General features: G+C 45.3%; 20 protein-coding genes, 1 tRNA gene and 1 other RNA gene. 16 read left to right on the top strand and 6 right to left on the bottom strand.

The genetic code is table 11. The annotated features are described in order from the left end of the window. Positions 1–3 precede the first annotated feature (3 nt). The 3 genes from ACQY3H_RS02405 to ACQY3H_RS02395 all read left to right on the top strand — a co-directional run bounded on the left by ACQY3H_RS02405 (position 4) and on the right by ACQY3H_RS02395 (position 3,091). Positions 4–1,509, top strand: a complete 1,506-nt coding sequence (locus ACQY3H_RS02405) for a protein kinase domain-containing protein (protein WP_428074484.1) — start codon at positions 4–6, stop codon at positions 1,507–1,509. Between the two features lie 21 nt (positions 1,510–1,530). Then, a complete protein-coding gene (locus ACQY3H_RS02400; protein ID WP_428074482.1) occupies positions 1,531–2,445 on the top strand; it encodes a magnesium transporter CorA family protein in 915 nt (304 codons plus the stop codon). A 100-nt stretch (positions 2,446–2,545) separates the two neighbouring features. Further along, positions 2,546–3,091 carry a type IV pilin protein gene (locus ACQY3H_RS02395; protein ID WP_428074480.1) on the top strand — a complete coding sequence of 182 codons (546 nt, stop codon included), beginning with the start codon at positions 2,546–2,548 and terminating at the stop codon, positions 3,089–3,091. 37 nt (positions 3,092–3,128) lie between these two features. On the opposite strand, the gene ACQY3H_RS02390 is transcribed toward ACQY3H_RS02395, so the two are convergent. From ACQY3H_RS02390 to ssrA, 3 genes are all read right to left on the bottom strand, one after another. Beyond that, positions 3,129–3,485 (bottom strand): response regulator, encoded by a 357-nt coding sequence (locus ACQY3H_RS02390; protein WP_428074478.1) that lies wholly within the window; start codon positions 3,483–3,485, stop codon positions 3,129–3,131. Between the two features lie 3 nt (positions 3,486–3,488). Next, complete coding sequence (locus tag ACQY3H_RS02385; protein ID WP_428074476.1) at positions 3,489–4,898, bottom strand: phosphoglucomutase/phosphomannomutase family protein; 1,410 nt, start codon at positions 4,896–4,898, stop codon at positions 3,489–3,491. Between the two features lie 38 nt (positions 4,899–4,936). Further along, positions 4,937–5,281: a transfer-messenger RNA gene (gene ssrA / locus ACQY3H_RS02380) on the bottom strand. A 95-nt stretch (positions 5,282–5,376) separates the two neighbouring features. Here ssrA and ACQY3H_RS02375 point away from each other — a divergent pair. From ACQY3H_RS02375 to pssA, 4 genes are all read left to right on the top strand, one after another. Then, positions 5,377–5,790 (top strand): NYN domain-containing protein, encoded by a 414-nt coding sequence (locus ACQY3H_RS02375; RefSeq protein ID WP_428074474.1) that lies wholly within the window; start codon positions 5,377–5,379, stop codon positions 5,788–5,790. 73 nt (positions 5,791–5,863) lie between these two features. After that, positions 5,864–5,946: transfer RNA gene (locus ACQY3H_RS02370), tRNA-Leu, on the top strand. A 48-nt stretch (positions 5,947–5,994) separates the two neighbouring features. Further along, positions 5,995–6,663 carry a phosphatidylserine decarboxylase gene (locus ACQY3H_RS02365; protein ID WP_428074472.1) on the top strand — a complete coding sequence of 223 codons (669 nt, stop codon included), beginning with the start codon at positions 5,995–5,997 and terminating at the stop codon, positions 6,661–6,663. 3 nt (positions 6,664–6,666) lie between these two features. Then, positions 6,667–7,452, top strand: coding sequence for a CDP-diacylglycerol--serine O-phosphatidyltransferase (gene pssA, locus ACQY3H_RS02360; protein WP_428074470.1), 786 nt, complete (start codon positions 6,667–6,669; stop codon positions 7,450–7,452). Between the two features lie 195 nt (positions 7,453–7,647). Here the strand turns inward: pssA and ACQY3H_RS02355 are convergent, their stop codons facing one another. Then, a complete protein-coding gene (locus ACQY3H_RS02355; protein WP_428074468.1) occupies positions 7,648–8,763 on the bottom strand; it encodes an LptF/LptG family permease in 1,116 nt (371 codons plus the stop codon). Next, positions 8,739–9,833: an LptF/LptG family permease gene (locus ACQY3H_RS02350; protein WP_428074466.1), complete on the bottom strand. Its 1,095-nt coding sequence runs from the start codon at positions 9,831–9,833 to the stop codon at positions 8,739–8,741. Before ACQY3H_RS02350 ends, ACQY3H_RS02355 begins: the two co-directional genes overlap by 25 nt. 110 nt (positions 9,834–9,943) lie before the next feature. On the opposite strand from ACQY3H_RS02350, the gene ACQY3H_RS02345 reads away from it, so the two are divergent. Beyond that, entirely contained in the window at positions 9,944–15,334 is a 5,391-nt protein-coding gene (locus tag ACQY3H_RS02345; protein WP_428074464.1) for a hypothetical protein, read from the top strand. A 1-nt stretch (position 15,335) separates the two neighbouring features. After that, positions 15,336–16,070: a ComF family protein gene (locus tag ACQY3H_RS02340; RefSeq protein ID WP_428074462.1), complete on the top strand. Its 735-nt coding sequence runs from the start codon at positions 15,336–15,338 to the stop codon at positions 16,068–16,070. Here ACQY3H_RS02340 and radC read toward each other — a convergent pair. Next, positions 16,067–16,780: a RadC family protein gene (gene radC, locus ACQY3H_RS02335; RefSeq protein WP_428074460.1), complete on the bottom strand. Its 714-nt coding sequence runs from the start codon at positions 16,778–16,780 to the stop codon at positions 16,067–16,069. The genes ACQY3H_RS02340 and radC overlap by 4 nt on opposite strands. A 73-nt stretch (positions 16,781–16,853) precedes the next feature. Between radC and lpdA the strand changes: the two genes are divergently transcribed. The 7 genes from lpdA to ACQY3H_RS02300 all read left to right on the top strand — a co-directional run bounded on the left by lpdA (position 16,854) and on the right by ACQY3H_RS02300 (position 23,484). Then, positions 16,854–18,218, top strand: coding sequence for a dihydrolipoyl dehydrogenase (gene lpdA / locus ACQY3H_RS02330; protein ID WP_428074458.1), 1,365 nt, complete (start codon positions 16,854–16,856; stop codon positions 18,216–18,218). Next, positions 18,215–18,928: an RNA methyltransferase gene (locus ACQY3H_RS02325; RefSeq protein WP_428074456.1), complete on the top strand. Its 714-nt coding sequence runs from the start codon at positions 18,215–18,217 to the stop codon at positions 18,926–18,928. The genes lpdA and ACQY3H_RS02325 overlap by 4 nt, the downstream gene beginning before the upstream one ends. Positions 18,929–18,958: 30 nt before the next feature. After that, on the top strand, positions 18,959–19,480 hold the full coding sequence (locus tag ACQY3H_RS02320) for a type IV pilin protein (RefSeq protein WP_428074454.1): 522 nt from the start codon (positions 18,959–18,961) through the stop codon (positions 19,478–19,480). Between the two features lie 66 nt (positions 19,481–19,546). Continuing rightward, positions 19,547–20,659, top strand: a complete 1,113-nt coding sequence (gene buk, locus ACQY3H_RS02315) for a butyrate kinase (protein ID WP_428074452.1) — start codon at positions 19,547–19,549, stop codon at positions 20,657–20,659. Positions 20,660–20,691: 32 nt separating this feature from the next. Continuing rightward, positions 20,692–21,609 (top strand): phosphate acyltransferase, encoded by a 918-nt coding sequence (locus tag ACQY3H_RS02310; RefSeq protein ID WP_428074450.1) that lies wholly within the window; start codon positions 20,692–20,694, stop codon positions 21,607–21,609. Positions 21,610–21,649: 40 nt separating this feature from the next. Next, on the top strand, positions 21,650–22,918 hold the full coding sequence (locus ACQY3H_RS02305; protein WP_428074448.1) for a peptidoglycan DD-metalloendopeptidase family protein: 1,269 nt from the start codon (positions 21,650–21,652) through the stop codon (positions 22,916–22,918). Then, positions 22,915–23,484: an ATP/GTP-binding protein gene (locus ACQY3H_RS02300; protein WP_428074446.1), complete on the top strand. Its 570-nt coding sequence runs from the start codon at positions 22,915–22,917 to the stop codon at positions 23,482–23,484. The genes ACQY3H_RS02305 and ACQY3H_RS02300 overlap by 4 nt, the downstream gene beginning before the upstream one ends. Position 23,485 lies beyond the last annotated feature (1 nt).

Below are 23,485 nucleotides of genomic sequence, written 5' to 3'. Positions count from 1 at the left end.
TATATGCAAGGGAAAAAACTCCTTTTAGCGTGCTGTTTGCTCAGTGTAAGCGCGGGCTTGTTTGCTGCGCCGCGTGTCGCTGTGTCTACTGCGCCGGCTTCTGCGCCGCTATTAATTGGGGGGAGTTTTTCTTCTAACGATAATATAATTTCCACGCCGGTGTTTGATCAAGAAGCACGCGATGAAGAAATCGCTTCCTTAAATCAACAATTACGCGAAAAAAAATTTACGGAAGTTATTAGCCGTATCAATGAACTAACGAATCAAAATTTTTTGGATAACCGTTTTTATTTGCTCTTGGCGATTGCTTATGACGGACTCGGCAAGTATGATGATGTCATTTATTCCGCCGGACAAGCCATTGCCGTTGCCCCGCAAGACGCTCGTGCGTATATCTTGCGCGCGGGGGCGTATTTCCAACAAGGCAAATATGAACGTTGCCAAATCGATTTGGATATTGCACAAAAATTAAAACCCAATTCCAAACTCGCCCAAAAATTACGCGACCAACTGAATGCAAAACTCTTTTTAGCGTCACCGAAAAAAGAAGAAAAAGCCCCGGCGCAACGTTCTTCCGCGTCGTTGTGGATTGTGCTTTATTTCTTGGCGGTAATCGTAGCCATTTTGTTGTATGTGTATTGGCGGTATGAAGATGTTTTCCGCAAACCGAAAAATGCGTTTTCTCGCCGGGAAGTGGAAGTGAAAGAGCAGTACGATTTTATCCGTCAAATCGGTGAAGGCGGCATGGGAAAAGTGTACGAGGCGTACGATAAAGCCCTGAAACGTAAAGTGGCTATTAAGCGTGTCCGACCGGAACTGGTACGCAGCGCTTATGTGCGTGAACAATTTTTGGCCGAAGCACGAATGGTGGCGTTGTTGCGTCACCCTTGTATTGTGGAAATTTATACGGTTATTGAGTCGGAAAGTTCCCTCTATTTAGTGTTTGAATATGTGGACGGACAAACGTTAGAAACCCGGTTAGATATTGACGGACGGTTGCCGTTTTCGGCGGTTAAGCAAATTTTTGAATATGTCTGCCGCGGGTTGCATTATGCCCACTCGCAAGACATTGTGCATTGTGACTTGAAACCCGGTAACATTATGATTTACGGCGACAACAAAGCCAAGGTCATGGATTTCGGGGTGGCCAAACGGGTGGTGGATCAAGAAACCGGCGCGCGGACAGTGGCCGGAACTCCTGCTTATATGGCCCCGGAACAACAACGCGGATTTATGCGCAAACAATCGGACGTTTATTCGCTCGCTATTTGTTTGTATGAAGCACTTGTCGGACAAGTGCCGTGGACGGTCAAAGGGTTTGATATCGCCCATAAAAAGATTGTACCGGCTTCTACACTGGCGCCGTTTGTGCCCAAAGAAGTGGATGCATTGTTGGAAGATGCCCTTAAAGAAGATCCCAAAGAACGTATCCAATCTATTGACGATTTTTGGAGCCGCTTAAAGGCCATTGAGCCAATGCAGGAAAATTTAGAACAGACGCATTACTAATTGCGTAATTAGGAAGATACTATGCTTAAAAAATATATTATCTCAGCCAAAAAATTACAAGAGACGGACAACGATAAAGCACAAGTGTATGTCTATACTAATCCGACGGCCGAAGAACAACGGTTTTTGGTGGATAATTACCAAATTGATGAGCATACGCTTTCTTCCGCATTAGACCCCGATGAACTCCCGCGTTTGGAGTTTGAGCCGGAACATATTGTAATGATTTACAAACGTCCTAAAAATTATTCCGGCAAAGACCAGTTGGAATTTAAGGTCGCTTCCGTAGGGATGTTTTTATTTGAAGACAAATTGATTGTTGTTCTGGCGGATGATATCCCGCTTTTTGTGGGTAAGCGGTTTTTAGCCGTTAATTCCATTAAAGAGATTTTTTTGAAACTTGTTTATAATGCAATTTCCCATTACGTGGAACACTTGCGTATTATTCATATGATTTCCGAAGAAATTGAAGATAAAATGACGGAATCAATGGATAATACTTATCTGCTCAATCTGTTTAGTTTGGAAAAAAGTTTGGTGTACTACGCCGAAGCCATTACATCAAACGGATTTGTGTTTGAGAAAATGCGTAACCTGTCAGCGCGTATCGGTTTTGAAGAACGCGATGAGGAAATGCTAGATGATATGATTGTGGAAAATATGCAATGCAAAACACAAGCCGATATCCACTCCAACATTTTAGCGCAACTCTTGGGTGCGCGTGCTTCTATTGTAAGTAATAATCTTAACTTGTTAATTAAAAAATTAAACGTCATTACCATTTGGATGATGGTGCCTACATTAGTCGTTAGTGCGTACGGTATGAACGTGGCACTCCCGCTGGCCGGCCATCCCGACGCATTTTGGATGCTGATGGGAATTTGTTTGATTTTGGTGTGGCTGGTAATGATCTATTGGCGCCACAAAAATTGGTAGTACTCGCCGGATGGGCGATTCCCGAAACAAAAAAATTGGCGCGGGTTTTGTTGTGATAATTTCTTCAATTTACGCAACCCTTTTGAAAAGGAGACCTTTTATGACAAAACATATGCAGAACTCTGCGAGTGGTTTTACGCTGATAGAATTATTAGTCGTTGTGCTTATTATCGGCATACTGGCGGCGGTAGCGTTGCCGCAGTATCAGGTAGCCGTAGCCAAAAGCCGTTTATCGGCTTTGATACCGATTGTGGACGGTTATAAAAAATCATTGGAACTTTATTATTTATCCAATGGTGGATACCCGGCAGATTCCGGGGAAGATTTGGGTTGGGTGATAGAGGCTCCTGCTAATTGTTCAGGTGCTTCTACTTCTTATGGAATCAGATGCCCCAATGGTGTCATATTTGATGTACTGGATTATGGAACGCCCAATATCTTTGGGGGAAATACAAATACAAAGAACGGATATCTCCGGTGGGCCGAAAATTCCGCTCATCCCAATGAAACGCGGTGTTTGGCATTAGCAACTGATAAGGTAGCCAATCAAGTATGTAAGAGTATGGGCGGACAGGAAATTACGGGAGAAACGTACCGTTGGGCTGCCGAACAATTGGGCGGAACGCTTAAGATATACAAACTTTAATAAAAAACCCCGGGGTAAAACCCGGGGTTTTTACAAATTATTTCAGCCGTTTTATAGCCGTCAGTAAATCATCGGTATCAAACGGTTTATATAATACACCGTCCGCCCCGCGTTTTTGGGCTTCTTCCAAAATACTGTTTTGTTGCATGCCGGTTACCATGAGTACATGTACTTTGGGATAGCGTCTTTTAAGTTCCGCTAAAATATCCAACCCATTTTCCGTTGGGAAAAACACATCCAGCAACACCACATCTACCGGATTTTTTTCCAGTTGGCTAAATAGTTCACTTGAATTTTCCGCTTCTATCAGGACGCGGTACCCGTCCGCTTCTAATACATTTTTAAGAGCGGCACGTAAAATTCCGGAATCATCTACTAGGGCTAAAGTCAGCATAGGTTATTTTAAAAAAGGTGCTGTTAATTTTTCGCCAAAGTCCAATAAGGCTTGTGTATCTTTTTTAGTGGTGCTTTCGGCATAAATACGCAACACCGGTTCGGTGCCGGACGGACGCAATAAAAGCCATTCGTCGTTATCAAATAAAATTTTAAGTCCGTCAAAAGTAAGCATTTCCGCCACTTTGTGCGTGCCGATTTTTTTGGGTACTTTGCGGCGAATTTTATCGGTAAATACTTCTTTGACAAGCGGTTTGTTAAGCACAATATCACGCCGTAAATATACCGACGCGCCGTACTCTTGTGCAATTTGCGCGCACAGTTCGCTGGCTTTTTTGCCGGTGGCTGTCATTACTTCTAAAAAGGCTAAGGCAACCAATAAACCGTCGCGATCCGGCAAACTGTTTTTCCAAGCAAAACCGCCCGATTCTTCTACGCCAAAGGCGATATCTTCCAACGCCATTAACTCAGCCACGTGTTTGAAACCGACACAGACTTCTTCAAATAACATTTCATATTTGCGGGCAATACGTTTGAGCAGATACCCCATAGAAACGGTTTGCACGATTTTCCCTTTTAGTTTTTTATGTTTAATGAAATAATCGCACAATACGGCGGCAATTAAACAAGGCGTTAAATAGGTGCCCTTTTCATCCACAAGTGCTACGCGGTCTCCGTCACCGTCAAAAGCAATACCTAATACTGCTTTTTTGGCAACAACGGTTTTTTTCAGTTCGCTTAAATTCTTCTCTACCGGTTCGGGTTGGCCTCCGCCAAAGGTGGTATCGTGTTCGGCGCGTAAAGCAATGACTTGTTTGTCCCCGAGGATTTTTTCCACATATCCGGCAGCCGCTCCGTACATATAATCTACGACTACTTTGCCTTTGAGCGTTTTAATCTTTTTCAAATTAACGCGTGAGGTAACATATTTCAAATAGACATCGGTTAAATCTTTTTGTGGGGCTTCTTGACCGTAAATAGCCAAGATGGAACTTTTATCAATCAGTTCTTCAATATCGCGGGTAACGCGCACGGACGCTGCTCCCCCGGCCAGTTTCACTTTAATACCATTATATTGGGCCGGGTTGTGGCTGGCCGTTACCATAATGCTAATCCAAAATTTGCTTAAACTTAAACAAGCCGCTAAGGGACTGGTAACCGGACGATCGGAAAGAGTAACGTCTAATTTGTTGGAGCGGAAAATGTGGGCGATTTCTTTGGCAAAAATATCGGACATAAAACGGCGGTCAAACCCAACAAAAATTTTAGGCGATTTGCCTTGTCCTTCCGCCGGAGCGTTTTCGTTGATGTAATCTGCAAGGGCTTGTGCGGTGCGGCGTACATTTTCAAATGTAAAATCCCACGCGATAATACCTCTCCAACCGTCTGTTCCAAACCGAATATCCGTTGCCATAAAATCTCCTTATTATATATTCCAATTTCCGCAGATAAAAGTGGAGGTGGGGGGATTCGCACCCCCGTCCGAACATCTTCTCCTCCCGGACGCTACAAGTTTAGTCTTGCTGATTTACTGCTAACTAAGCGCAAGACGGCACGTTAGCAGTTTGGTTCGTGTGTCTTATACCCGGCAAGACGAACCGCGCCTGCTGGGTAGCATTCCATGGTTTGACGGCGTTCCTTTCGCGCATGGAAAACACAAAAGGCGCCGTGGACTAAGCGTTAGCCCAGGCAACTTGATTGTTGTTGCTTATTTTTTTGGCCCTATTTTAGCCGGCCTGGCCAACCGGCACTTGCTCCCGAGTGGCAACAGATACCCGTCGAATCTATTACACCCCCGAAAATACGGAAATTGTCAAAGACCGCTTTTTTAGAACGGTATTATATTGTATCATTTTCTTATAACAATTTTTGATAATAAAGGCAACCTTATCATGCAATATACCAGCACTAAACCTACTACCTATTTAATAGACGGCTTAAATTTGGTACGAAGTTTTCTATATGAATTTGCCCGTACGGAAGAAGAAGTGACGGCTGATTTTTTAGATTTCTTAGAAGAAATTTCCCTTTGTGACCGTTATAATATGCATACCTATGAAGTCATTTTTGACGGTTCATTTCGCCCTATTGGGCCGCTTTACCGCGGGGGAGTGCATATTTCGTTTACGGAAGGAGATAGTGCCGACCAAATCATTTGTGAGCGGGCGGAATTTTTAGCCGGCACCGGGCAACGGGTGATTGCCGTTACCGATGACCGCGAATTGCAAAGCGCACTTAAAAGCGCGGGCGTGAAAAGTTTATTTTGCCGCAAGTTTTACAACTCGCTTAAACTGCCGGAAAAATAAGCCGATGATTGCATGGAGAATTTCAAAAATCTCTTGCACCCGTTACCTTATTTTTTGCTATAATAATTACAGAGGGCTGGTGGCGGAATGGCAGACGCGACAGACTTAAAATCTGTTGACCGCAAGGTCGTGGGGGTTCAAGTCCCCCCCTGCCCACTCTTTAAAATCTGCCATTCAAATCTATCCCACCGGCAGTAAACTCCTATGTTAGAAGATATCAAACGTACCTTGTCCAAAAGTTTTAGTTGGGTGTCTACCGTTTTGCCATTAGGGCTTAAATTGTTCGGGCTGGGAGCCATCTTGGCCTTTTGCAGTTTGTTATTGCACTGGAACACGTTATGCGTTATCTTTTTGGTAGCGGCTTGTTTTTGTGCGTATTTCTTTCGCGATCCAAACCGCAATACTGTTTTTGCCGACGACGAAATTGCTTGCCCGGCTGACGGAACGGTGCTTTCTATTAAAACCGAAGATGATCCCAATTCGGTAGTGGTACGCATTTTCCTTTCTATTTTTGACGTACACGTCCAACGTTCTACTCTCCACGGAAAAATCGGTGAAATTTTTTATAATAAAGGGACCTTTTTATTTGCCGACCATCCGGATGCTAACAAAAACGAACGCAATTTAATTCAGATTTTCAAAGACGGTCAGCCGGAAAATTTTGCCCACGTGGAACAAATTACCGGTGCGATTGCACGCCGTATTGAATGTTGGCGCCATACCGGGCAAGAAGTAAAAATCGGTGAACGGGTCGGGCTTGTGCGCTTTGGCTCGCAAGTAGCGGTCTATTTGCCGAAAAACAAAGTGCGCGTTGTAGTAAAAGAAGGACAAAAAGTGCAAGGCGGCATTACCGTTCTTGCGTTATGGAAATAAACTATGGCAGACGAAAAAAAAGAAACTAAAGTTGTAGAAAAATTGAAACATACCGGCGCGGTAACGGTACCGTCGCTTTTCACGCTGGGTAATTTGGCGTGTGGGTTTTTCTCTATTTTAGCGGCCGCTAAGGGCAGTTACGCAAATGCCGGGTGGCTGATTTTATTTGCGATGATCTTTGATATGTTTGACGGGCGCATGGCGCGTTTGTTAGGTACAGAAAGCAATTTCGGTATTGAAATGGATTCGCTGGCTGATGCTGTTTCGTTCTGCACCGCCCCGGCGATGCTTATGTACTTTTTTGTACTTCATACGCAACCCACTTGGGGGGCCCCGATTGCCTGTGTGTATGCCTGTTTCGGCGTATTACGCCTAGCCAAATTTAATTCAATGGCGTATGCGGGCGAAAGTTCTAAAAAATACTTCTGCGGGTTGCCTACTCCGGCGGCGGCGGGTATTTTAGCGTCGTTTGCTATTTCGTACAGTATTATGGAAGGCAATGCCGGCGGACGTAATATTCAACTTTTAACGATGTATTTACCTCATCTGTATAACTTCGTCTGGTTTGCGATGTTGGTATTGTCGCTCTTGATGGTATCTAATGTGCCGTATGCCGCATTTAAGGCTAAACGCGAAAAAGCCCACAGCCCGTGGTTTTTATTGTTTGTGGTGTTTTTGGTAGTTATGACGATTAAATTCCCGCAAGACGTGGTATTTATTGTATTTTCACTGTATGTGATTTTGGGATTGTTAGCCGTCTTGTGGCGAGCATTTAGAAAGATTAAATAACGGCGGAAATTCACTTTTATAAGCAGGAACGCGGGCACAACGAATCGTTGTGCCCGCGTCTATTTATTCCCGGTATTTCTATGTAGAGAAGTTGTGCGCAGCAGGGCCGTTCTTATTCAATGGGCGGCTGGCAAAACAGAAAAGAGCCGTCTAATCATGACGGCTCTTGGTGTGTCGGTAACAGAGAAAAACTTGTTACAATTTCATCCACTTAAATTCAAAAAAGACTAATGCTCCAAATAATATCACCGGCCCCCAACCCGCTAAAAACGGATTCAAATATCCGTTCTCGCCTATGGACGTGAAAAACTTAATCATCCCCCAGAACGAAAACGCAATCACCATAGAGGCAATAATATTCAAAATTTTACTCTTGCGCCGCGTGCTAATGGCAAACGGCATACCTAAAAGGCACATCACCAGCGTGGCAAATGGGGTGGCCAGTTTGCTTTGCCGCAGTGTTTCGGCTGAATACGAGGCTATACCGGTGCGCTTATGAAAATTGATACGTTTTGTCAGCCCGCGCACGCCCATAATTTCTTCCGACACGCGCCCGATGGACATTTGGTCCGGGCGGATATCCAGCGGCGAAACGCGTGATTCAAACGGTTCGTCTTGGGTATCGGTTTTATCGGTAAAAACGCGGTTGGTGCCGTTGTGAAAAACCCATTGTCCGGCTGCTTTATCCCATACCATTTCTTGGGCGGTAGTTTGCTCGGCAATATCCCAATCGTCATCGTAAGTATCTAACGATACTTGAGTCATGGTGCCGGTGCTTAAATCTACCAATTTGGCATAGAGCATTTGTTGGGGGGAAATTTTAATCAAAACATCGCTTTCCAAATACTGGTTATAGCCGGGGTGCGGTTTAATGCGGGTATAATACACATAATTGGCTTTGACGTTAATGGGCGGAACGATAAATTCTTGTAACAACATCGTCCCCGCACAGACAATTAAAATACACGCAATGACCGGTTTGAACAAATCCCGCGGGGCAAAACCGCCCGCTACGCAGGCTGTCCATTCGCCATTCGCTACCATTTCGGAAATAACGGAAATCGCCCCTAACAAACAAGCCACCGGCATAATTGTTGCCAGCCAGTTAGGAAAAGTCAGAAAGGCATACGTCATGACGTCGCCCAACGTCGTAACGCCGTTACCCAAGTTCTTCATTTTCTCAAACATATCGCCCAATACTACAAGCGCGGCAAAAATGCCCATGGCAAAGAAGAACGGCCCCCAAAATTTGGCGGCAATATAACGAAATAACCGTTTGGGGCGGCCTACATATTGAGTCGTTTTTTCCATAAATAATATCCAACAATAATACCCACTACCACCGGTAACCAGGGCCCGGGATAAGATAATAATGCATATTTTTTACCGAGTGAAAGCCCTAATGTCATCAGTAAATAAAACGAGAAAATAATGGCTACACTCAGTGCCATCCCCACCCCTTTATTGGTACGTTTCCCCAGCGAAAACCCAATCGGGCAACTAACTAGCAGTAAAATCAGTGGCGATACCGCGAGCACATTACGCATACTGATGGCACTTCTGAATTCGTTTTTAAGCGTTTGGGTAAGCGGGTCATTACGTAAATGGCGTAATAATTTGGTAGTGGTCATTTCGCCTACGCGTAGGCGCCGTTCGTTGGTTTTAGTGAGTGAAATGCTCATGGTGTAATCGTCAAAGTTGGCGGCAATCATAGAGGAAGGATCTTTGCTATCCACGCGTTGCATTTGCCCGTCTTTGAGTTGCAACCCGATAGCCGTATCGGTCAGTACAATGTGCCCGGTGGAAGCATTGACTTTGGTGCTCATGGCTCCGGAATCTTTTTTGTTCACCAAGTGAATTTGGCTGGCGGTGTTCGTTTGTTTGTTCAGATCTTCCACATACAAATCCCAATCGCCTAAATTGATAAATGTTTTCGGCTCCAGCGTTACTTTGGTAATTTTGCTGTATGCTTCTTCGCGCAAATTGATAAATTGTTTATAACTGCGGGGGGTAAGCCAGTTGCCCAAGATAATAAGTATCACGGAAAGTACAAGGGCGCATACTAGTAACGGTTTGACCATTTCTTTGAAGGAAAACCCGGCGGCGCGCAACGCAATCAATTCGCCCTGTTCGCTCATGTTGGTTAAGGTCAGCAAGACCGCAATTTGAAATGCCATCGGGGCACTTAAACAAAACACATCGGGCAAAATGTTTAGTAGCGATGATAAAATCCATCCCAAACTTGTACCGTATGTCATCGCCATATCCAACACGCGCAGAAAGTAATTCATAAAAATTACAAACGTAAGCACGCTGACTACGCCTGCAAAAAACGTGAGTAGGCTTTTGGCAATATAGCGGTTAAATATAGAAACGGACATATTGCTATTTTAACAAATATCCGATGGGCCGGAAAAGCCCGAACGCGGGTAATGCGCGCGTGCGTGCGCGAAATGTGATAAAATGAAAAAATGAGGTATTTTTCCGTTTTATGAAAATACTGCGGTTGTTTGTCGCTTGGCTGATAACTGTCCAACTGGTGGCAAGTCCGCTTGTGTCTTATGCACAAACGTTGCCTTACAGTTTGGTGGATAAAGACCAATATGCGATTTTTGAAGAAGAACAAGCCGCTAAACAAGAAGCCGCCTTGGCGTTGGAAGACCAGCCGGACGACGCGGCTTTGTTGCACTATTCCGACACTTTTTGGCGGCAAGCCGTTACCTCGGTAGAAGGAGCCTATGAGTTGGATAAAGCCCCCGAGCCAATCCCGGATTTGACCTTGCTAAACCCCACCTTGTCTTTGCCTTTGTATGGTACGAGTATCGCCTTGACGGGGCGGTATGTGCTGGGGCTTAAAATGGCCGCTAAAAAATACAAAGAACCTTCCAAAAGCGCCAGCACCACCAACACCAACCAACGCAACGTGGAAATGAACCAAGAAATGCAATTAAAAATGCAAGGTAAAATCATGGACCGCGTGTTTGTGGATATTGACTATGACGATCAGCGCGAACAGGATAAAACCCTCTCGGTGGCCTACCGCGGCAAACCGGGCGAATTTGTACAACTAGCCGAATTTGGTGATATTGATTTGGCGTTGCCGCAGACCGATTTAATCGCCTATCAAAAACAATTGTTCGGTGCCAAAATGCACTTGCAACACAAAAACGCCAATCTCTATTTAATCGGTTCTCAAACTAAAGGGACGAGCAAACAAAAGCAATTTGTCGGCTCGCGGGTGTCCGAAATCGTATCGCTGAAAGATATCGATTATCTGCGCCGTACGTATTACGATTTAACTTTCGGCGGAAACATTCACGGGGATGTCCAACTGCAACCGGATGCGTATGATGATTGGCGCACCCCCGGACATGTGCAAAACATTTCCCCCGGTACTGAAGAAATTTACTTGAATAGCAATACGACTTCGCAAACTTTTGTGCCGGTGGAAAAAACCGCTACCGATTATTTGGGTACGTTGACTTATACCGCACAATGGGAGTTGTTAACACGCGGGGTGGACTATACGGTAGATTATGCCCGCGGTATCATTACTTTTAAACGTTCCATTACGGCCCAAAGTGTAATCGCCGTAGATTACCGCAATACACAGGGCCGCGCTTTAAGCGAATTCGGGACTACTCCCAATACGATTAAACTTATCAAAACCGAGAACGATAAACCTTGGGAAAATACGGCTACCGAAACGGCTAATAAGTTGGAAATGAAAACCTATTACCGTATCGGCGCGCAAAACATCACGCAAGACAACGGAAAAGGTAATTTCGCCCTTGTATTATTGGATGCAAACGGGCAAACCGTCGGGCCGTCGGCCACGCCGTCGCAAGTATATCCTACCACGATTACCATGGATTTTGATAAAGGTATTTTTGAGTTGGATAGCCGTATGTCTGATGACCCCGGCTTATATAATACTACTCCGACTTCGTCTAAAAACCGCACTTTCAAGGTGCAATACGAATCTACCGTTAAAACCTATTTTATTGAGTCGGATATTGTGGTGCAATCCGAACGTGTTACTCTAAACGGACGCCCGTTGGCGCGTAATAACGATTATTATATTGATTATACATCCGGTTTTATTACCTTTTACAAAGGCGATGAAATTACCGAAAATTCCGTTATTGATATTACCTACGATACCCTGACCGGCACGAGTTCCAACAATTCCGTTTTAGGCGGGCGGCTTGATTATAAATTGTTTGACAAAATTATTATGGGTGCCACCATGATTAAAGAGGGGGGAGAAAAACCGTCTACGGTTCCGCAAGTAGGGGCTTACAATAAAGAGTTGCTTGTATATGGGGCGGATATCAAAGGGCGCGATATTAAATTAGGAGAAAAAGTGAATGTAGATTTCAGCGCCGAAGGTGCCCGTAGCCAGAAAAAGCAAAATATGTTTGGTTACGCCATGGTGGATAGTATGAACGATACGAGCGAACAAGTGGGCGGCTCTATGATTTTCAAAGATTGGGTAATTGCCGCTAACCCCGATCCTTCTTTTAATGCCCGCGGTTTGACTAACTTTTTAGATGCTATCCGTTGGGATACACAAGATTTGCCCGCGTTGGAAATTAACCCGCATGCCATCGCTTCTACCAACGATAAACAACAAGTATTGGTTTTAAATTACGATTTTACCAAAGGTATAGATTTTGACGGACGCGATGAAGTTTCTATTGTATATCCCTTAAGCCAAAGCGGGATAGATTTATCCTCTAAAACCTCATTTGAATTGACCATTTTGGGGGAGGCAGGCGGTCCGGACGTGAACTTTACTTTCGGTAATATCTCCGAATATTCCGATAACGCTTCCGGCATGACAACCCAATGCGGAGCAGGCGTGCCCAAGACGGAAGATATTTATTGCCGCAATACGTTAGCCCCCAACGAAGATATCGGTTGGCTCTATACCAATCCCGACGGCACCGAACAACGGTATAATCCGTTTGTAAATAATCTATACAACCCCGAAGCACAACCCAACGGGCGTATTGATACGCAAGATTTAAACGGCAACGGGAAATTTGAAGAAGATGATGCCTTGGCATTATGGAACGGCGAAGGAAACTTCGGGTTTGCCGGTCGGGCGATTACGTTTGATCCCGCTCAGGGGGCCCCCGGTCAAAATACGACCTGGCAAACCTATTCAATGCCTTTTACTATGACGGATAAAACCCAGTGGACGGCCGTACGCCATTTGCGTATTACGCTTAAAAAAGGGGCGAACTTAAAAGGACAAATCAAAATTGCTACGGTCGGTCTTACCGGAACGGCTTGGAACACGACGGCTGAAACGTCGGAATTTTCCGTCTCCGGTATTAACAATGTAGATAACATTACCTATGAACCGATTTTCAGTTCTCCCGGTGACGGGCAGGAAGTGTTTAATTATTTATACGGCTCCATACAAAATTACCGCAGTACGTTAGATTCGGCCAATGTGTTGGACCAAGCCTTGCGGCTTAAATTTAATACAACCGGATGGAGCAGCGTAACCGACGATTCGGACCCGGCCATTGCGGTGCTGACCGGCGAACATTATGCTAACCGCAACTTTAAGAGTATGGATTTTTCACAACACCGCGAATTTCGTTTCTTACTGCACAGTAAAGCGGCTAATACGGGGGCGGAATTTTTCTTAAAAGTCGGTACGCAAAATAATTACGATAAGATTGTTGTGCCGTTAGATTTTACGGGTTGGCGGTTAATTTCCGTCAAAATGGTAGATAAAAACGGTGACGGAATCCCCGATTCTTTTGTGGATGTGTCCGCCCCGAATTATGGAGTGAAAATTTTTAATTATCGGGCTCCCGGCGGTTTGCTCAATTTCCGCGAAGTCAGTTTAATTTTAGCCGGTGTGCAAAAGCCGACCGGTTCCGGTACCGACGTAACGGACGGGGAAGTGTGGTTGAATGTGATTCACTTGGCAGATGCCATTACGCTCACCGGTGAAGCATATAAAGGCGATTTGACCATGAACTGGGACGGCTGGGGAAGTGTCGGAGCGAAATATAAGCATCAAGACAGTAACTTTGAAACACCGCTCTCGGTTGCCAAAAATCAAGAAACGACCGAAGAAGAATATTTTGTCAAAGTTAACCGCATTAAAGAATTTCCGATGAGCGCCACATTACTGCGCAGTACCGTTACAACGCCGCTTATCACGGATACGACTGACTATAACACCATTTCTTTATTAGATAAAGGTAAGGTGGAGCGGCAAAATGCCGTAGTGCGCGGCGATTTTATAAAGGATAAATTCCCTCGTATTGGTGTGGAATATACACAAGACCAAACCGATTACCAACTTTTGCAACGTCAAGATGATGCCCGTACGTATGGGGCCACGTTGAGCCATTCCGTCGGGGTATTCAAAAACATTTCGGCCGGATATCATATTACAGATTCGTCCATAGATTATGCACGAGTGCGGCATGCAGAGTCCGTTACTTATTATAATACCGACGAAAATACCCAAAAAATGAATGTTAAATTTACCTATCAACCCACGAACAATTTTAATTTTACTCCGTCGTACAATTTGCGTAAAAGTACCGAAGACCGCACCCGCTACGAAACTACGGGCGACACCCAACTGCACTATCCCAAAGCCTTAACCCAGCGTACCGGTTTTAACAGTACGTGGAAAATCGCCAAGTGGTTGGCCCCGTCGGCCAGTTATAATATCAGCACGGTGGAAAACAACAATTTGTCCGCCAAAACATTAACGGCTTCCGGCTCATCGGTCTCGGTGGGGGTGGGCGAAGTCAAGACAATTACCCGTAATGCGGACGGTGGTTTATCGTTAACCCTTAACGGGAGTGATTTGTTGCCGAATAATAAACTGTTAAGTACGTTTGTTATTTCGTCGGGATACCGCATCCAGGACGCGGATGCTTGGAGCGATGTGGACAGCGGGTTTGATTCGCGCAAAGAGTTATGGATTCGCAGTTCGCTTAATGATGTGGGGCGTTACGGGTACCGTAAAAATATGACCTTGCGTGATACCTTTACATCTACCCAGCGGTGGAATCCGCTTTCTCGGTATGAATTATCCGGCGTGCTCGCCCCGCTGCAAACGATTTCCATTATCAATAACTTTAGTAAGACGTTACAGAAAAATGACCAAACCGGCACGCTCTATAATTCTACCAGTATGACGCTGCCCGATTTAACATTCTCTATTTCCGATTTGGAAAAATTCGTTTTTGCCCAACATTGGGTTTCTAACAGTAACTTGAAATTATCGTACAGTTTGGTAGAACAAACCAATACAGGTACCGATACGCAAGATACTTGCCAATACGGGGCGGATTTGCGGTTTATGTTGTGGAATTATTTAGATACGGTGCTCAATGCACAATATAAATCTTCAGATAAAGATGATTTACGTACCAACATAAGTTTAGAGCGTGTGCGCGAGAAAAATTTATCGGCCCAAACTTCTTTTTACATTAAGTCTTTACGTGTCACTCCTAAAATTACGCATACCTCTTTTGAAAAATGGCTGGTACAAGGCAAAATCAGCCAAAGCACGCAAGAGACTATCCCGAGTTTGAATTTGCGGTGGGATTTCAATTTGCCTCATGGGTTGAAGTTGCCGTTTATCAACCGTATTTACTCGGCCACGAACCGTATTATTTGGAACACCAATATCAGTTACACCGATAAACGTTCCGCCGTGGAAGTATTGGATAACTACAAAAAATACGATTTAACCACTTCATTAGATTATGAATTTTCTCAAAACTTACGTTTTACGTTTGGCGGCGGCGTTACGATGTTGGAGCACGCATACGTCAAAACGGAAGATTATATTTCCTATAATGTAGCCGCTAATATGACAGTACAATTTTAGTATGAACGGTTTTTTCGTTAACTTTTCTCGTCTTTTTCTGCATGTTCTTTTCCCGCGGACTTGCGCTTGTTGCGGGTGCGATTTGTCGTGGAACTGCGAAACCTATTTATGCCCTGCCTGCTCCCAAACGCTGGTCCGTCCCGGTCCGCTGATCTGTTTGCGTTGCGGCGTTAATTTGCCGTCGGGCGGAGCACATTGCTTTGCTTGCCGGGGCAGTAAAGCCAAACAGTATAAATGCAAACTCATCCGCTCCGCGTGGATATTTAATGCTTCTTCGCGGGCGCTTGTCCATGGGCTTAAGTATAACGGAGCCGATTATTTTGCTAAAACAATGGGAACACAAATGGCTCAAAACTTCGCGCATTATCCGGAATTATCCGCTGCACAACTTGTCATCCCCGTACCATTATTCAAGACTAAAAAGCGCAGACGCGGATATAATCAAAGTGAATTATTGGCCCGTTATTTTTCACAACAGACAGGTTTGCCACTGGCGACTCATCTGCTTGTGCGCTTGCGCGATACGGTTAGCCAAACCCGATTGGGGCGTAAAGCGCGGTTGTCTAATATGACAAACGCGTTTTCGTGCCCTTATCCGTCACAGATTAAGGGGAAAGTAATTTTGCTGATTGATGATGTGGCCACAACAGGGGCCACGTTGGAAGGTTGTGCAATAGCCTTACGGCAAGCCGGGGCTAAACGGGTGATGGCTTATACCTATGCGCGGGAAAATTAACGTTTTTGCAGTTGGGGTGGCGGATCCAATAGGTTGTTGCCGCGAAAACTAAAATGTGAACCTTGGGCCATAATAAAATGTTCCCATAAAATAATATTGAATAATTTTGCGGCCTTTTCCAGTTGTTTGGTCCACGTGATATCTTCAGTTGACGGTGTCGGGTTTCCCGACGGATGATTATGCACGATTATAATTCCGGAGGCTTTTTCTTTTAAGGCTTCTTCAATAATTTGGCGGGGCTCAACGGTAATTTTTGTGATGGAGCCTATGGCCATAATGCGCGAGCGTAATACCGTGCAACGTGCGGATAGAAAAATGACTTCCAATAATTCTTCTTTTTTACCGGATAAGGAAGTATGACAATAATCTAAAATATTTTGTGGGGAAGTCAGTTTAATCTGTTTGGGTATCCGTGCACGCATATAGCGTTTTATCGTTTCGTGTATCAGTTTTAAGAAATGTGCGGTTTTCGGGCCGACTCCGGGCGTATCTAATAAAGAGGTTTCATCGGCATCTAATACATGGGTTATAGAGCCGAAACGGTTTAACAAATCCCATGCAATCGGTTTTGTATCTTTGCGGGCAATCACACAGGTGAGTAGCAACTCTAAAATTTCGTGATCTAAAAATGAATCAAACCCGCTGTTATCAATGCGTGCATGCAAACGTCGGCGATGCCCGGTGTGGGAAGGGGATTTACTTGTCGTCATATATTCTTTTTTTATTATACTGTTTTTAATGCTACAATGGTAATAGAGTTAAGACTGTTTCCAAGGGGGCAACATGAAATCTGTGGTTGTAATCGGGGGTGGCCCGGCCGGTTATCCGGCGGCACTCAAAGCCGCATCGTTAGGAGCAAAGGTAACCTTAATTGAAAAAGATAAACTAGGCGGAGTATGCTTAAATTGCGGGTGCATACCGTCTAAATCGTTTTTGGACGGAGCCCACCGCTTTCAAACGGCTTTTTCGGCTGCCGCACTGTGTACAACGGATGGCTTACAACACGCGCAGGCGTTGTTTAATACGCGTGATTTCTCCCAATTAAAAACCCGCCAACGGGCCGCCACGCAAAAACTTGCGCAAGGTATTTCTTTCCTACTTAAAAAAGCCCAAGTAACGGTGATGAACGCAACGGCTTGTTTTATAGATGAGCATACGCTGTCGGTTTCCACCGCCGAAGGCGAAAAAACGATTTCTTTTGACGGTGCCATTATTGCCACGGGTTCTACCGCTTTTTATCCGGCTCCGTTAGATACGTTGCGCGGACAAATTTACGATAATTCCAATTTCTTTACCATGGAAAATTTGCCTAAATCTATGGCGGTGATCGGCGGTGGTGTCATCGGGTGTGAAATGGCCGATTTTTTACAAGCGTTTGGCGTGGAAGTCCATTTGATAGAATTGCAACCGCGGTTATTGCCGCAGGAAGATGAAAACATTTCGCGTGTACTTACCCAACAATTTACCAAACGCGGCATTCATTTGCACATGGGAACCAGCGTAACCGGTGCCGTAAAAACACAGGACGGCATAGAATTAACTTTATCCGATGGTGAAAAATTACAGGTGCCGCACGTATTAGCCGCTATCGGGCGCACGGTGGACACAAGCGAACTGCATTTAGAGCGTATCGGCGTAGAAGCCGCGCGAAAAGGGGTGCAAGTGAACCCGCAAACCTTGCAACTTAAACCGCATATTTATGCCGCGGGCGACGTAACGGGCCTTTTGCAATTAGCCCACGCGGCTACCCGGCAAGGCGAAGTGGCGGCCAGTAATTTATGCGGTGTGCCCGCGGTCTATCACAATGAACGTGTCCCGCGTGCTATTTATACAACGCCGGAGATTGCCTCTATCGGTCTTTCGCGCACGCAAGCACAAACGCAAGGTATTGAAATAAAAGCGCATAAATCGTTCTTTTTAGCCAACGGCCGTGCCGTTGCTCAAACGCAAACCGACGGATATGTGGAGTGGTTAAGCGACGCAAAAACCGGTCAACTTATCGGGGCATGTTCCGTGGGGACAAACGCTACGGAACTGATACATATTGCCGCCGTTGCGTTAGAGGCCGGACTAACCGTAGCGCAATTGCGCGAAGTAATATTTGCCCACCCTACCTTTGCCGAAACTTGGGGAGATGCTCTTAAATGAAAACCTTTTGTGTTGTTTTAGTCCGTCCACGTGACCCTAATAATATCGGGGCCGCCGCGCGGGCAATGGCCAATTTCGGTTTGTCCGATTTGCGCGTAGTAGATCCGTTTGCCGTTGCGTGGCGCGAAGCCGTCAGCGCGGTAGGCGCGGAAGATATTATGCAACACGCGGTGCAATATCAAACTTTGGACGAAGCCCTAGCCGATACTTCTTTTTCACTCGCGGCTACGGCACTACGCAACCGCCATTTGGAGCAGGAAATTGTAACACTGCCCGTCTTAAATACGCGTTTGGAAAAAGCACCGCAAGGTAAAATTGCGTTGGTGTTTGGAAACGAAAAAACAGGTTTGTCCGGTGATGATATTGAGCGGTGTGTGGCCGTTTTGAATATCCCTACCGTTTCCAAACAACCGTCTATCAATTTGGCACAAGCCGTTATTTTAACGTGTTACGAATTATCACGCCGAAGCGGTTTTGCGCCGCTGCGTCCGGTGGGGGAGTTCTCTCCGGAGGCGCCGACGGACGCGCAAAAAGAAATTTTAGTAGAAAAATTATATACCCTTTGCGAAAAGGCCAACTTGCGGCCCGATTTGACTACCGAACAACGCAAAGCCTTTTTGCGCCGGTTGGTGGGAAATTTGCCGCTTAACGAAGTGCAATTGTTTTTTGCTAAATCGCTGGCGGAACGTATCAGCCAACGCATGAAATGATAGGGTATAATGTCCAAAAGGAGAAAAATTATGCAACATAACAAATTAAGCAGTACAGGTGGTTTTACGTTAATAGAATTATTGGTGGTGGTTTTGATTATCGGTATTTTGGCCAGTGTGGCTCTGCCCAAATACGAAGCGGCGGTTATGCGCAGCCGTTATGCAACCTTAAAAGCCAACGTCAAGGCGCTAATGGAGGCAGAAGAAATTTACCACATGGCTAACGGAGAATATACCAACGATTTGGAAGCGTTATCGGTAGATTTAACAGGATGTACTTTATCGGCTAATAAAAGCACGTGTACCTATCCGTGGGGAAATTGCGGCGTAGATTTAGGGCCCAAACGTGTGCACTGTGAAGATACCAAAAATTTACAAAACGGGTATGCGCTCTATTGGGAACGGCCTGATTTGGGCACTGAAGTTTGCTGGTCGTTTTCTGCCACTAATTCCGATAAATACGGAAAACTTTGCCAAAAAGAAGGCGGTACGTTTGTCGTAAAAACTTCTTGTACTCATAACCCGTGTAACGTATTTAGAATTAGAGAGTAAAGAGTTTTTCCGTTTGTCCCCTTGCCGTATATTTTGTTAAAATATAAGAAGTTATAAGGGGGACACATGGACTTTAATATACTGGTTATCAATCCGGGTTCTACATCGGATGATATCGGTTATTACCGGAGCGAAAAGGCCGTCTTTGAAGTGACCGTTCGCTATTCCATGGCCGACTTGGAACCTTACGAAGGCAAAAACGTAACCGAACAATTACCCCTTCGCCGTAAAATCATTTTAGATTATCTGTTAGACCACCATGTTCCGCTGACTGAAATTGATGCCGTAATCGGGCGCGGTGGTTTTATTCGTTCCGTGCAAGGCGGTGTCTATGCCGTTAACGATAAAATGGTCAGCGATTTGGAAACCGGCAAATACGGCGGTATCCACCCCAGTAATTTAGGCGGTATTTTGGCACGTGATATTGCGCGCTATGCCAAATGCCCTTGCTTTGTCGCCAACCCGGTCGTTATTGACGAACTCCAGCCGCTTGCACGTTATTCAGGCATGCCAGACAATCCGCGTATTTCCATTTTTCACGCCTTAAGCCAAAAACGGGTGGCGCGTTTGATTGCCGATAAAATCGGCAAACCGTATGAGAAATTAAACTGCATTGTTTGTCATGGCGGTGGCGGAATTTCCATCGGAGCGCACCGCCAAGGGAAAGTCGTGGATGTTACCAACGGTTATGAAGGCGAAGGCCCCATGACGCCGCAACGAAGCGGCAGTGTGCCGGGGGCCAAACTGGTGCAGATGTGCTTTTCGGGCGAGTTGACCGAGCGCGAAATTCGCTTGAAACTGCGCGGTAAAGGCGGCCTGATTGCTTATACGGGCACATCGGACGTAAAGGAATTGGAAGAATTTATCCGAACCGGTAAAAAACGGCCCGGTTCCTTGATTGCTTGTTCACCCACCCAAGCCAAAGAAGCATTGGACGCGATGATTTACCAAATGGCTAAATATATCGGCGCGATGGCCGTTGTGTTAGAAGGGAAAATAGATTTTATTGCGCTTACGGGAGGACTGATGTACAGTAAATATATCCCGCAAGAAATCGGGCGGCAAGTGGGGTGGTTAGCCCCCTTGTATGTGTTTCCGGGCAGCGAAGAAAAAGACGCGTTGCGTGTGGCCGCTACCCGTGCGCTGAGCGACCCGAAAATCGTACAGCAATATACGTAATTTTAGTTTATAAATCAGTAAGGAGAAAAACTATGAAATTCAACAGTTTTGCGGATTTGATTGCCCAAGTTAAAGGCAAATCTAACCGTGTAGTAGTACCCGGGGCCAACAATCACGAAGCCCTTGAAGCCATTAAAATGGCTGACGAAAACGGACTCATCTCCCATGGTATTTTAATTGGGCCGATTAACGCCGTAAAAGAAATGGTCAAATCGGTGGGACTTGATGAAAGCAAGTTTGAATTTATTGATTGCGAAGATGTCCCCACGATGTGCAAATTGGCCGTTGACCAAATTTTAGCCGGCAAAGGCGACTTCTTAATCAAAGGGTTAGTAGATACCAAATACTACATGAAAGCCATTTTGAATAAAGAAGCCCACCTCGTTCCGGAAGGGGCTTTGTTATCCCACTTTGTGCTTTTCAGCACGCCGAAATACAAAAAACCGTTTGCCGTAACCGACTCTGCGGTTGTTATCGCGCCGACGTTAGAACAAAAAGTCAAAATTGTACAAAATGCCGTCAACACCATGCACAAACTCGGTGTGGAAACCCCGAAAGTCGCCTGCGTATGCCCGGTGGAAAAAGTCAATGAAAAAATCCCCAGCACCGTAGAAGCCGCCACTTTGGCGCAAATGAATGCCGAAGGCAAAATTAACGGTTGCGTAGTGGAAGGTCCGTACGATTTGTATATCTCGTTATCTGCCGAAAAAGCCGCTGAAAAAGGCATCAAAGATAAACAAGTTCCCGGTAATGCGGATATTTTAATGCTGCCCGATTTGGATGCGGCCAACCCGCTCTACAAAGCACTCGCGTTCTTTGGTGACCATATGGAAGCCGCCGCTGTGCTCGTCGGGCCGAAAATTCCGGTTATCTTGCCTTCTCGTGCCGATGACCCCAAAGTCAAACTCAACGCAATTGCTCTTTGCTCGTTCTTGAAAGATCAAAAATAAACCTGTCAGGGGCGGAATTTTCCGCCCCTTTTCTGCACGTATGAAAGAAAAATTTTTGACGTTTTTTACTACACACTATCGGCGGTATCACGATTTGATTTTTTATACACTCGTTTTAGCGGTGATAATCGTTTCTACGCTGGTCACTTTGCATATTACGCAGCAGAAAAATGCCCAAGCGCGAGAAAATATGCAAACGCGCGAAATCCCTCAGCAAGTTTTTACCGTCGGCGAAAAACCGATTTATGTAGCCTTGCAAGAAGCCGGGCTTTCCAAACAAGATGTCGCGCAAATTGTGGCCCAGTTAAGTAAACTCGTAGATACGCGCAAACTGCAAAGAAAAGATACGTATTCGCTTTCCGTAGAAAACGGACAATTTGTGATGTTGCTGCTTACGCAAGGTTTCAAGCGGTTCTTTGTGGCTAATGTAGACGGCGGACTTGTCGGCGGAGTGAGTGATGTGGAAATTAAAACCCGTATCAAAACGGCGGCGGGTGAAGTGAAAAATTCGCTGTTTAACTCTATGCTTTCGCAAGGATTAGAAGTGCCGCTGATTTTAGATTTTACGGATGCTTTCTCGTGGACAATTGATTTTAATACCGATACCCGCAACGGCGATAAATACACCGCCCTGTGGGAAGAAAATTATACGTCTACCGGCGAAATTACCAGCCAAGATTTATTGGCCGCTTCTTACACCGGCGCGGAAACAAAAACTACGACCTACGTTTTTTACTTTGAAGATGATTTTTACGATGAAACGGGTAAAGTCAGTAAAAAGATGTTCTTAAAATCGCCGATTAGTTTTCGCAATTACCGCATTTCATCACGCTTTTCTTATGGGCGTTTACATCCTATTTTGAAAATTCGCCGCCCGCATTTGGGTATTGATTACGCAGCCCCGGTGGGGACTCCCGTCCAAACAGTAGCCGACGGTACGGTACGCTTTGCCGGCTGGAAAGGGGGCTTTGGAAATTTTGTGGAAATTAAACACGCTAACGGTTATACCACCATGTACGGACACTTAAAAAGTTTCGGGAAAGGGGTCAAGGTTGGCGCAAAAGTAAAACAGGGCCAAACGGTCGGATATATCGGTAGCACGGGGCTTTCTACCGGGCCGCATTTGGATTTCCGCATAAAAGAAAAGGAAAAATTTGTTGATTTTCTTAAGATGAAAAACCGTAATTCGGCGGTGCGGGATATCCCGGCTGAAAAAAAACAAGAATTTAATGAGTTAAAAGTGTTATACTTAAAGGAATTAGAGGCAGCCGCCAAAAAAACGGCCGCCCCGGAGGCAACTCACCCATGAAACGTAAAAAAATCGCTCTGACCGGCGGCCCGAACAGCGGGAAAACGACGGCCTTATCTGTTTTGAAAGAAACATTCGGCCCGCAAGTAGAACTTGTGCGCGAAGCGGCAACGCTTGTGTTTAGCGGCGGTTTCCCGCGTACCGATAACAGCATCCCGCATATTGAAGCGGCCCAAAAAATTATCTTTTTTACTACCAAACAATTGGAAAGTCTGGCGGAAAAATCATCCGATGCTCCGCTTATTGTTTGCGACCGCGGCACCGTGGACGCTGCTGTGTATTGGCCCGGCGGAGTAGATGATTTTTTTGAGCAGATGGGAACGTCTTTAGAGGCCGAACTGGCCCGGTATGATGCGGTACTGCACTTGTCCCCGCCGACGAATCCTGCGTTTTATCAATCTACGCATGTTCGTACGGAAAGTTTAGACCAGGCCTTTGAAATTGACCGTAAAATTAAAGATATTTGGCAAAAGCATCCCAACCGTATGGTTATCGGTGGGACAGAACGCTTTTTAGAAAAAGCGGAAGCCATTAAAAATTTTGTAGAAAAAATTATAAAAGGATAAT

The sequence above is a fragment of the Candidatus Avelusimicrobium luingense genome (assembly GCF_902757105.1).
Classification (GTDB): domain Bacteria; phylum Elusimicrobiota; class Elusimicrobia; order Elusimicrobiales; family Elusimicrobiaceae; genus Avelusimicrobium; species Avelusimicrobium luingense.
Note: the sequence above shows the minus strand (reverse complement) of the source record. Positions and strands in the feature narration are given on the sequence as shown.

Bases quoted from the DNA above. Each gene is read 5' to 3' on its own strand.
- ACQY3H_RS02405 (WP_428074484.1), top strand. From the start codon at position 4: ATGCAAGGGAAAAAACTCCTTTTAGCGTGCTGTTTGCTCAGTGTAAGC.
- ACQY3H_RS02325 (WP_428074456.1), top strand. From the start codon at position 18,215: ATGAAAACCTTTTGTGTTGTTTTAGTCCGTCCACGTGACCCTAATAAT.
- ACQY3H_RS02400 (WP_428074482.1), top strand. From the start codon at position 1,531: ATGCTTAAAAAATATATTATCTCAGCCAAAAAATTACAAGAGACGGAC.
- ACQY3H_RS02340 (WP_428074462.1), top strand. From the start codon at position 15,336: ATGAACGGTTTTTTCGTTAACTTTTCTCGTCTTTTTCTGCATGTTCTT.
- ACQY3H_RS02320 (WP_428074454.1), top strand. From the start codon at position 18,959: ATGCAACATAACAAATTAAGCAGTACAGGTGGTTTTACGTTAATAGAA.
- ACQY3H_RS02355 (WP_428074468.1), bottom strand. From the start codon at position 8,763: ATGGAAAAAACGACTCAATATGTAGGCCGCCCCAAACGGTTATTTCGT.
- ACQY3H_RS02350 (WP_428074466.1), bottom strand. From the start codon at position 9,833: ATGTCCGTTTCTATATTTAACCGCTATATTGCCAAAAGCCTACTCACG.
- buk (WP_428074452.1), top strand. From the start codon at position 19,547: ATGGACTTTAATATACTGGTTATCAATCCGGGTTCTACATCGGATGAT.
- ACQY3H_RS02375 (WP_428074474.1), top strand. From the start codon at position 5,377: ATGCAATATACCAGCACTAAACCTACTACCTATTTAATAGACGGCTTA.
- radC (WP_428074460.1), bottom strand. From the start codon at position 16,780: ATGACGACAAGTAAATCCCCTTCCCACACCGGGCATCGCCGACGTTTG.
- lpdA (WP_428074458.1), top strand. From the start codon at position 16,854: ATGAAATCTGTGGTTGTAATCGGGGGTGGCCCGGCCGGTTATCCGGCG.
- ACQY3H_RS02390 (WP_428074478.1), bottom strand. From the start codon at position 3,485: ATGCTGACTTTAGCCCTAGTAGATGATTCCGGAATTTTACGTGCCGCT.
- ACQY3H_RS02305 (WP_428074448.1), top strand. From the start codon at position 21,650: ATGAAAGAAAAATTTTTGACGTTTTTTACTACACACTATCGGCGGTAT.
- ACQY3H_RS02385 (WP_428074476.1), bottom strand. From the start codon at position 4,898: ATGGCAACGGATATTCGGTTTGGAACAGACGGTTGGAGAGGTATTATC.
- pssA (WP_428074470.1), top strand. From the start codon at position 6,667: ATGGCAGACGAAAAAAAAGAAACTAAAGTTGTAGAAAAATTGAAACAT.
- ACQY3H_RS02300 (WP_428074446.1), top strand. From the start codon at position 22,915: ATGAAACGTAAAAAAATCGCTCTGACCGGCGGCCCGAACAGCGGGAAA.
- ACQY3H_RS02365 (WP_428074472.1), top strand. From the start codon at position 5,995: ATGTTAGAAGATATCAAACGTACCTTGTCCAAAAGTTTTAGTTGGGTG.
- ACQY3H_RS02395 (WP_428074480.1), top strand. From the start codon at position 2,546: ATGACAAAACATATGCAGAACTCTGCGAGTGGTTTTACGCTGATAGAA.
- ACQY3H_RS02345 (WP_428074464.1), top strand. From the start codon at position 9,944: ATGAAAATACTGCGGTTGTTTGTCGCTTGGCTGATAACTGTCCAACTG.
- ACQY3H_RS02310 (WP_428074450.1), top strand. From the start codon at position 20,692: ATGAAATTCAACAGTTTTGCGGATTTGATTGCCCAAGTTAAAGGCAAA.